Origin of the sequence: Streptomyces graminilatus (genome assembly GCF_001418565.1) — a bacterium.
GTDB classification, from domain to species: domain Bacteria; phylum Actinomycetota; class Actinomycetes; order Streptomycetales; family Streptomycetaceae; genus Streptomyces; species Streptomyces graminilatus.
Genome location: NZ_LIQQ01000133.1, coordinates 30842 through 41094, shown reverse-complemented (window position 1 = coordinate 41094; position 10253 = coordinate 30842). Strand labels below are relative to the sequence as shown.

Here is a 10253-nt window from a genome sequence, read left to right as displayed (position 1 = left end):
CCGAGCATCTGGTCCAGCGGGAGAGCAACCCCCTCTTCCGGGTGCGATACGCCTACGCCCGTACCCGCGCCCTCGGGCGCAACGCCGCCGATCTCGGCTTCGCCGCGTACGCCGGTGACCTCACCGACGTACCGGCGGCGGCCCCCCTTCATCTCGCCCTCGCCGACCACCCCCGTGTTCTCCTCGGTGCCGCCACCCACCGCGCCCCGGACCGGCTCGCCCGGCATCTCGTCACCCTTGCCGATGCCACGCTCGCCTTCATCCCCACCGTGCTGCCGCTCGGCGACGAGAAACCCTCGGCCGCCCACCGGGCCCGGCTCGCGCTCACCGAAGCCGCCGGGACGGTGCTGGCCGGCGGCCTGTCCCTGCTCGGTATCGACGCACCCGAATTCCTTTGAAACCCGCATACCTCACATACCTCTGACATCGCCGAGGAAGCCGCACCGCCATGAGCCGTTCCGCACACCCCGCCGGGCCCCGTCACGCCGATGTGCTGCCCGAGGGGCACCCCTCCGCGCCGCCCGCCGACCTCAATCACCTCGACCGGAAGGTCTGGGCGTCGACCGTCACCCGTACGGCCGACGGTGTCGTCACCGTCGGCGGGGTCGAGGTCACCCGGCTCGCCGAGGAGTTCGGGACGCCCGCCTATCTCCTCGACGAGACCGACTTCCGCGAGCGGGCCCGTGCCTGGCGTACCGCCTTCGGGGCCGACGCCGACGTCTTCTACGCCGGCAAGGCGTTCCTCTCGCGGGCCGTTGTGCGGTGGCTGCACGACGAAGGGCTCAATCTTGATGTCTGTTCTGGTGGTGAGCTGACCACTGCCCTCTCCGCCGGTATGCCCGCCGATCGCATCGCCTTCCACGGCAACAACAAGTCCGTCGAGGAGATCGAGACCGCTGTTCGGGTCGGCGTCGGGCGGATCGTGCTCGACTCCTTCCAGGAGATCGTGCGGGTCGCTCACATCGCGCAGTCCCTCGGTAAGCGACAGCGCGTGCAGATCCGTATCACCGTCGGGGTCGAGGCTCATACGCATGAGTTCATCGCCACCGCCCACGAAGACCAGAAGTTCGGGATTCCGCTTGCCGGCGGGCAGGCCGCCGAGGCCGTTCGGCGGGCCTTGCAGCTCGATGGGCTTGAGTTGGTTGGCATTCACTCGCACATCGGGTCGCAGATCTTCGACATGTCCGGGTTCGAAGTCGCCGCTCACCGTGTTGTCGGGCTACTCAAGGACGTTCGTGACGAGCACGGGGTCGAGCTGCCCGAGATCGACCTCGGCGGCGGGCTCGGTATCGCCTATACGAGTGCCGACGACCCGCGCGAGCCCCACGAGATCGCCAAGGCGTTGACCGAGATCGTCAGCCGGGAGTGTGAGCGAGCGAAGCTCCGCACCCCTCGTATCTCCGTCGAGCCGGGGCGGGCCATCGTCGGCCCCACCGCCTTCACCCTCTACGAGGTCGGCACCATCAAGCCCCTCGACGGGCTGCGGACGTATGTGTCTGTTGACGGTGGTATGTCCGATAATATTCGGACCGCGCTCTACGATGCCGAGTACAGCGTCGCTCTTGTGTCGCGGACCTCGGAGGCCGCGCCCATGCTCGTCCGCGTCGTCGGCAAGCACTGCGAGAGCGGGGACATCGTCGTCAAGGACGCCTTCCTGCCCGCAGACCTGGCGCCGGGCGACCTCATCGCCGTACCGGCGACCGGTGCGTACTGCCGGTCCATGGCCAGCAACTACAACCACGCCCTCCGGCCGCCCGTCGTCGCGGTGCGGGATGGGGAGGCGCGGGTGATCGTCCGGCGCGAGACCGAGGAGGACCTGCTCCGGCTCGACGTGGGGTGACGGCGGAATCGAAGAAGGCGGCGGAAGATCTCCTGTCTTTCGCCGCCCGGAAAACGAAATAAACATCTCACGATCCGGACGATGGGTAGAAACTTCAGTCCGGTGAGTGAGACTTGTCGAACCTAGACGGTATGAGGAAACGAGGTCGGATGATGCGTACGCGTCCGCTGAAGGTGGCGCTGCTGGGCTGTGGGGTAGTCGGCTCAGAGGTGGCGCGCATCATGACGACGCACGCCGACGATCTCGCCGCACGCATCGGCGCCCCCGTCGAGCTTGCCGGGGTCGCCGTGCGGCGGCCCTCCAAGGTGCGTGAAGGCATCGATCCCGCCCTCGTCACCACCGACGCCACCGCCCTCGTCAAACGCGGCGACATTGATGTCGTGGTCGAGGTCATCGGGGGTATCGAGCCCGCGCGCTCCCTCATCACCGCCGCCTTCGAGCACGGGGCGTCCGTCGTCTCCGCCAACAAGGCGCTCCTCGCCCAGGACGGCGCCGCTCTGCACGCCGTCGCCGAGGATCACGACGCGGATCTCTACTACGAGGCCGCCGTCGCCGGTGCCATTCCGCTCATCCGGCCGCTGCGCGAGTCCCTCGCCGGGGACAAGGTGAATCGCGTTCTCGGGATCGTCAACGGCACCACCAACTTCATCCTCGACAAGATGGACTCGACCGGCGCCGGGTATCAGGAGGCCCTCGACGAGGCCACCGCCCTGGGGTACGCCGAAGCCGACCCCACCGCCGATGTCGAGGGGTTCGACGCCGCCGCCAAGGCCGCCATCCTCGCCGGAATCGCCTTCCACACGCGCGTGCGGCTCGACGACGTCTACCGCGAGGGCATGACCGAGGTCACCGCCTCCGACTTCGCCTCCGCCAGGAACATGGGCTGCACGATCAAGTTGCTCGCCATTTGTGAGCGGGCCGGGGACGGGCAGTCCGTCACCGCGCGCGTGCACCCCGCCATGATTCCGCTGACCCACCCGCTCGCCTCCGTGCGCGGCGCCTACAACGCCGTGTTCGTCGAGTCGGACGCCTCCGGACAGCTGATGTTCTACGGGCCCGGAGCCGGCGGCGCGCCGACCGCCTCCGCCGTGCTCGGTGACCTCGTCGCGGTGTGCCGCAACCGGCTGAACGGGGCCACCGGCCCCGGCGAGTCGGCGTACGCCGCGCTGCCCGTCTCGGGCATGGGCGATGTTGTCACCCGCTATCACATCAGCCTTGACGTCGCCGACAAACCGGGCGTTCTCGCCCAGGTGGCCACCGTGTTCGCCGAGCACGGTGTATCCATCGATACGGTTCGGCAGACGGGCAAGGACGGCGAGGCCTCCCTCGTCGTCGTCACCCATCGTGCGTCCGACGCCGCCCTGGGCGGAACCGTCGAGGCGTTGCGCAGGCTCGACACCGTGCGGGGTGTCGCAAGCATCATGCGGGTTGAAGGAGAGTAACCAGCAATGACCCACCAGTGGCGCGGAATCATCGAGGAGTACCGGGACCGGCTGCCCGTCTCCGACAGCACGCCGGTCGTGACGCTCCGCGAGGGCGGTACGCCCCTCGTCCCCGCGCAGGTGCTCTCCGAGCGCACGGGCTGCGAGGTCCACCTCAAGGTGGAGGGCGCCAACCCGACCGGGTCCTTCAAGGACCGCGGTATGACCATGGCCATCACCAGGGCCAAGGAGGAAGGCGCCAAGGCGGTCATCTGTGCCTCAACGGGCAACACGTCTGCCTCCGCCGCCGCGTACGCCGTGCGGGCCGGAATGGTCTCGGCCGTTCTCGTGCCGCGGGGCAAGATCGCCCTCGGCAAGATGGGCCAGGCGCTGGTCCACGGCGCCAAGATCCTCCAGGTCGACGGCAACTTCGACGACTGCCTCACCCTCGCCCGCTCGCTGAGCGACAACTACCCCGTGGCGCTGGTGAATTCGGTCAACCCGGTGCGTATCGAGGGACAGAAGACGGCCGCCTTCGAGATCGTCGACATGCTCGGCGACGCGCCCGACATCCACGTCCTGCCGGTCGGCAACGCGGGAAACATCACCGCGTACTGGAAGGGCTACACCGAGTACGCCGCCGACGGCATCGCCCGGCGCACCCCGCGCATGTGGGGGTTCCAGGCGGCCGGCAGTGCCCCCATCGTGCGCGGCGAGATCGTCAAGGACCCCTCGACGCTCGCCACCGCGATCCGCATCGGCAACCCGGCCTCCTGGAAGCAGGCGCTGGCCGCGCGCGACGAGTCGGGCGGCCTCATCGACGAGGTGACGGACCGTGAGATCCTGCGCGCCTACCGGCTGTTGGCCGCGCAGGAAGGCGTTTTCGTCGAGCCGGCGTCCGCCGCTTCCGTCGCCGGTCTGCTGAAGCTGGCCGAGCAGGGCAAGGTCGACCCGGGCCAGACCATCGTCTGCACGGTCACCGGAAACGGCCTGAAGGACCCGGGCTGGGCCACCGAGGGCGCACCGCAGCCCGTCGTCGTCCCGGTGGACGCCGCGACCGCCGCCGAGCGACTCGGACTCGCGTAGACCGCGTACTGATCGCCTGAACCGGGGTACTCCCCACAGCGGGTGCACAGGGGGCTTACGACACGCATCGTGCGCCTCCTGTGCGCCCTATGTCGCCACAGAACCTTCCTTCGATAAGCTGGGGTGAACCCGCCCGCCGCATATGCCTCCGCGCATGCCACGGCGCCGTGCCGCCCCGGCGGCCTGAGGGTCTCCCCGTGGTCCCCAGCAGTTCCTTCCGTAGTCGTTCTCCAGTGTCGTATCGAAGATCTTCGACGACATCGCAGCTCAAGGAGAGTCATCGAGCGATGGCCGGTCCAGCGTTCCGAGCCGCCGCCGTCCGGGTGCGCGTCCCCGCCACCAGCGCCAACCTCGGTCCGGGCTTCGACGCCCTGGGCCTGTCGCTGGGGTTGTACGACGACGTGGTCGTCCGGGTGGCCGACTCCGGGCTGCACATCGACATCGCGGGCGAGGGCAGCGAAACCCTCCCGCGCGACGAGAACCACCTTCTTGTACGGTCCCTGCGCACCGCCTTCGATCTGCTCGGCGGACAGCCGCGCGGCCTTGAGATCGTGTGCGCCAACCGCATTCCGCACGGGCGGGGACTCGGGTCCTCCTCGGCCGCCATCTGCGCCGGCATCGTCGCCGCGCGGGCCGTCACCATAGGCGGCGACAGCCGTCTCGACGACGAGGCGCTGCTCGAACTCGCCACCGAGATCGAGGGCCACCCCGACAACGTCGCCGCCTGTCTGCTCGGCGGATTCACGCTCTCCTGGATGGAGTCCGGCGCCGCCCGGGCGATCCGGATGGAACCCGCCCGTTCCGTCGTTCCGGTGGTTTTCGTACCCGGGAAGCCGGTTCTGACGGAGACGGCGCGCGGACTCCTGCCGCGCACCGTCCCGCACGTCGACGCCGCGACCAACGCCGGCCGCGCCGCACTGCTCGTGGAGGCCCTGACCAGGCGTCCCGAACTGCTGCTGCCGGCCACCGAGGACCGGCTGCACCAGGACTACCGCGCCCCGGCCATGCCCGAGAGCACCGCGCTGGTGGAGCGGCTGCGGGCCGACGGCATCCCCGCGGTGATCTCCGGCGCCGGACCCACGGTCCTGGCGCTGACGGACGAGGCCACCGCCGACAAGGTCTCCCGGCTGGCGGGTGAGGGCTGGGCCGCCAACCGGCTCGGACTCGACGCCCGGGGTGCGAGCGTGCTGCCGCTCGCGGCCCCCGGAGAGAGCTAGGCGACGACATCAACGGGGCGTGTACCAGCGGACTTACGGCCTTCGAGGTTTCCATGGCCGGCGGCGCGCGGGGCGCTGGGACCGTCGATGCCGCGACATCCGGCGCCGCGATATTTAACGTTGCGACATTCAACTACATACGGTTGCCGGATTTGGAGAGGGGGAATGTTTGTTGGATCCGGTAGTGTTAACCTCAAGTCTGCACCCGACCCCACCATGGCGAGGTGCTTCGAGTCCCCGTCCGGGACAGACATTCTTCCGGGAGCCCCCCAAGCCACTCTGTGTTTCATACGGCGTTCGTTTTGTCGTGTGCAGGCGCTGAGCGGCATTCAGGGCACGCTCCGGAACCGGTGTGACCAAGCCACCCGACACAGTGCTTCGGTGTCACGGTTCTGGGAAACGCCATCACCAGAAATCTCTTCCGCCGCTTCGGCGGACCACCGCCCCGGCACGGTCCACTCATGAAGGACCGCAGCCGGACAGCAAAACCGGTCGCCGTGCCAGACAGGCCGACGTCCGCTCCAGGGAAGGACCCTTCGTGAGCGACACCACCGATCTGATGGGCGCACGTGTCGAGGAGACCGCTGCGGCGCCCTCCACGGACGCCTCCGCGCCTGCCACGGGTGCCGGCTCCCGGCGGCGCCGCGGCACCGGCCTCGACGGCATGGTGCTGGCCGAGCTGCAGCAGGTCGCATCCGGCCTCGGTATCAAGGGCACCGCGCGGATGCGCAAGAGCCAGTTGATCGAGGTCATCAAGGAGGCGCAGGCCGGGGGCGGGACCCCCAAGGCCGCAGCCGCCCCCGCCGGGGACGCCGCCGAGGCCAAGCCCAGGCGCCGCGCCACCTCCAAGGCACGTACGGGCGAGGACACCGCGCCCGCCGCCGCCGAGAAGAAGGCGGCCGTACAGGTCGTCGAGGCGCCCGCCGAGAAGGCAGTGGCCCAGCCTCAGCAGCAGATCGAGATTCCCGGCCAGCCCGCTGGGGGCCCCTCCCGCGCGAGCGAAGCCGAGCGTGGGGGAGAGGATGCCCCGGCCGAGCGCCGCAGGCGTCGTGCCACCGCCGAGGCCGGCAGCCCCGAGACGATCGTCGCCGAGGCGAAGACCGACACGCAGACCGCGCCGGCCGGCGAGGCCGACGGTGACGGCCGTCAGGGCCGCCGCGACCGCCGGGACCGCGGTGACCGCGGCCGTGACCGCGACCGCCGGGGCAACAAGGGCGACGAGCAGCAGGGCGGCACCCAGCAGCGCGGCGCGCAGCAGGGCCAGCAGGGTGGTCAGGGCGGTCAGCAGCAGGCCGGCGGCCGTCAGGACCGTCCCGAGCGCCAGGACCGTCAGGACCGCCAGCAGCGGGAAGCCGGACCGCGCGACAACGGTCCCCGCGACAACGGCCCCCAGGACGACGACGACTTCGACGGCGGACGCCGTGGCCGTCGCGGACGCTACCGCGACCGCCGTGGCCGCCGCGGGCGCGAGGAGTTCGGCCCGAACGAGCCGCAGGTCGCCGACGACGACGTCCTGATCCCCGTCGCGGGCATCCTGGACATCCTCGACAACTACGCCTTCATCCGCACGTCGGGCTACCTGCCGGGCCCCAACGACGTGTACGTCTCCCTCGCCCAGGTCCGCAAGAACGGCCTGCGCAAGGGCGACCACGTCACGGGTGCGGTCCGTCAGCCCAAGGACGGCGAGCGCCGCGAGAAGTTCAACGCGCTGGTCCGTCTGGACTCGACCAACGGCATGGCCCCCGACTCCGGTCGCGGGCGCCCCGAGTTCAACAAGCTGACCCCGCTCTACCCGCAGGACCGCCTCCGTCTGGAGACGGACCCGGGCATCCTCACCACCCGCATCATCGACCTCGTCGCGCCGATCGGTAAGGGCCAGCGCGGTCTGATCGTGGCCCCGCCGAAGACCGGCAAGACCATGATCATGCAGGCGATCGCCAACGCGATCACGCACAACAACCCCGAGTGCCACCTGATGGTCGTCCTGGTCGACGAGCGTCCGGAAGAGGTCACCGACATGCAGCGGTCGGTCAAGGGCGAGGTCATCTCCTCGACCTTCGACCGCCCGGCCGAGGACCACACCACGGTCGCCGAGCTGGCCATCGAGCGCGCCAAGCGCCTGGTGGAACTGGGTCACGACGTCGTCGTCCTGCTCGACTCGATCACGCGTCTGGGCCGTGCGTACAACCTCGCCGCCCCGGCCTCCGGCCGCATCCTGTCCGGTGGTGTCGACTCGACCGCCCTCTACCCGCCGAAGCGCTTCTTCGGTGCGGCCCGCAACATCGAGGACGGCGGCTCGCTGACCATCCTCGCCACCGCGCTGGTGGACACCGGGTCCCGCATGGACGAGGTCATCTTCGAGGAGTTCAAGGGCACCGGCAACGCCGAGCTCAAGCTCGACCGGAAGCTCGCCGACAAGCGCATCTTCCCGGCGGTGGACGTCGACGCGTCCGGTACCCGCAAGGAAGAGATCCTGCTGTCGGGCGACGAGCTGGGTGTCGTCTGGAAGCTGCGCCGGGTGCTGCACGCGCTCGACCAGCAGCAGGCGATCGAACTGCTCCTCGACAAAATGAAGCAGACGAAGTCGAACGCCGAGTTCCTGCTCCAGATCCAGAAGACGACGCCGGGCAACAACAACGACTGACGCCGGTAAACAGTCGTAGAACCATCGGCAAAGGGCCATTCCCAGTTCTGGGAGTGGCCCTTTGCCGCGTATGCGACAGGTGTACGATCGCGCTCTTCGGGCCAATTCTCTTGATGTGCCCGAACTGACGATCCCTAGGGGGGACTTGAGTGGGTATATCCCTGTCCGGTGAAGGCCGCCACAGACGCCGTGGGCGGATCGCCGTACCCGTGATCGCCGTGGGCCTCGCCGCCGCTGTCTCCGGCGCGCTGATGATGTCGTCCGCGAGCGCCGCCACCGCGCCGCCGAGGCCCACCGCGGACCTGGGCCACAGTGGGCCCAGCACCGCCGAGTTGGAGAAGCGCGTCGCGGGCGCGGCCACCGCCGACGACACCCTGGCCGCCAAGTCGACGGCGTCCACCGCCCGCACCGCGAGCGGCACCAAGAGCGCGCGGATCATCGGCGGTTCGACCACGAGCGTCACGTCGGCGCCGTACATGGCCCAGCTCTGGTACCTCGACACCAAGGGCACCAGCACGACGAGCGACGACGTGAGCTTCTTCTGCGGCGGCTCCGTCATCGCGCCGACGAAGATCCTCACCGCCGCGCACTGCGTCAAGGGCTTCAACTGGAAGGCACACGGCGCCGTCGTCACCGGCACCTCGACGCTTCCGGACGTCGACGGGCACACGAACGGCACCGTCACGGGCGTCTGGCGCCAGTGGAACAACCCGTCGTACAACTCGGTGAAGTTCGACAACGACGTCGCCGTCCTGACGCTCGCGTATCCCGTCACGGCCACGCCGATCCGCATGACGACGGCCGGTGACACGACCTCGTACAAGGCGCTCACGCAGGCCAAGGTCTACGGCTGGGGACGCACCAGCTCCACCAGCCAGGACATCTCCCAGACCCTGAAGACGGCCACGCTGCCCATCCAGTCCGACGCCACCTGCGCCGGCAAGTACGGCACCCGCTTCATCAAGGGCCACATGGTCTGCGCGGGCAACCCCGCCACCGGCAGCGACACCGGCACCACCACGCCCTGCAACGGCGACTCCGGCGGCCCGCTCGTGGTCGCGGGCAGGATCGTGGGCGTCGTCTCGTGGGGGGTCACGAACTGCGTGGAGAAGGGCGCCTACAGCGTCTTCTCGAAGGTCACCTCGTACGTCGGCGCCGTGTACCCGCGGGTCGAGGACGCGAACCTCAACGGTGACCACCTGGCCGACCTGTGGCTGCGCCGCGCCTCCACGAAGATCGGCTACGAGAAGGACTCCACGGGCACCGGCTTCGGCGGGGCCAAGAGCTGGGGCAACTGGGACGGCGTCAACGTCGTCCTGCAGACCGACCTGAACCGGGACGACTACCAGGACCTGGTGGTCCGCGACAGCGCCTCGGGCGACGTCTACTGGATGCACTTCGTGCCCAAGCCCGACGGCAGCGACGGCAGCTGGGCCACGAAGAAGATCTTCAGCAACTGGAAGTCCCGCACCCGGATCATCACCCCCGGCGACGTCACCGGCGACTACCGGCCCGACGTCCTCTCGGTCGACTCCGCGGGCGCCCTGTGGATCTACCCGGGCAACGGCAACGGCACCTTCGGGACGCCGTCGAAGGTCTCCACGGGCTGGAACCAGTACAACGCGATCGTCGGCCACGGCGACTTCAACGGCGACGGCAAGGCCGACCTGCTGGCCCGCACCAAGACCGGGGTCGGGTACCTCATCAAGGGCAACGGCAAGACCGGCTCCCAGGCCTTCGCGGCCCGGGTCAAGGTGCGCGCCTGGGGCGGCTTCAACACCCTGGTCACCCCCGGTGACGTGACCGGCGACGGAAAGGCCGACCTCATGGCCCGTACGCCCGCCGGGACGATGTACCTCTACCCGGGCACTGGCAAGGGCACGACGGAGATCTTCGGCGCACCGAAGTCCGTCGGCACCGACTACAAGCAGTGGGACATCATCGGCTGAATCGGCAGGTGAACGGGGTCTTCCGAGCGATTCGCGAGGAAGATCCCGCCCGTACGGTCACGCACTGTGCCCTTCGCGCCACGCGAAGGGCACAGT

At 69.4% G+C, this 10253-nt stretch carries 7 protein-coding genes; all 7 read left to right on the top strand.

Going from position 1 to position 10253, the window contains the following annotated elements; translation table 11 throughout:
• Nucleotides 1–398 (top strand): DALR anticodon-binding domain-containing protein (locus tag AOK08_RS12995; protein ID WP_277816020.1); only part of this gene is annotated, 398 nt, incomplete at its 5' end.
• A gap of 50 nt (nt 399–448) precedes the next feature.
• Nucleotides 449–1840, top strand: coding sequence for a diaminopimelate decarboxylase (lysA, locus tag AOK08_RS12990; protein WP_055525674.1), 1392 nt, complete (start codon nt 449–451; stop codon nt 1838–1840).
• Nucleotides 1841–1989: 149 nt separating this feature from the next.
• A complete protein-coding gene (locus tag AOK08_RS12985) occupies nt 1990–3282 on the top strand; it encodes a homoserine dehydrogenase (protein ID WP_055525673.1) in 1293 nt (430 codons plus the stop codon).
• 6 nt (nt 3283–3288) lie between these two features.
• The gene (gene thrC / locus AOK08_RS12980; protein WP_055525672.1) at nt 3289–4347 is read left to right on the top strand and encodes a threonine synthase; all 1059 of its coding nucleotides are present in this window, start codon (nt 3289–3291) and stop codon (nt 4345–4347) included.
• Nucleotides 4348–4634: 287 nt separating this feature from the next.
• A complete protein-coding gene (thrB, locus tag AOK08_RS12975) occupies nt 4635–5564 on the top strand; it encodes a homoserine kinase (RefSeq protein WP_055525671.1) in 930 nt (309 codons plus the stop codon).
• A gap of 538 nt (nt 5565–6102) precedes the next feature.
• Nucleotides 6103–8208: a transcription termination factor Rho gene (gene rho, locus AOK08_RS12970; RefSeq protein WP_055525670.1), complete on the top strand. Its 2106-nt coding sequence runs from the start codon at nt 6103–6105 to the stop codon at nt 8206–8208.
• Between the two features lie 149 nt (nt 8209–8357).
• Nucleotides 8358–10157 (top strand): trypsin-like serine protease, encoded by a 1800-nt coding sequence (locus AOK08_RS12965; protein WP_055525669.1) that lies wholly within the window; start codon nt 8358–8360, stop codon nt 10155–10157.
• Nucleotides 10158–10253: the final 96 nt, after the last annotated feature.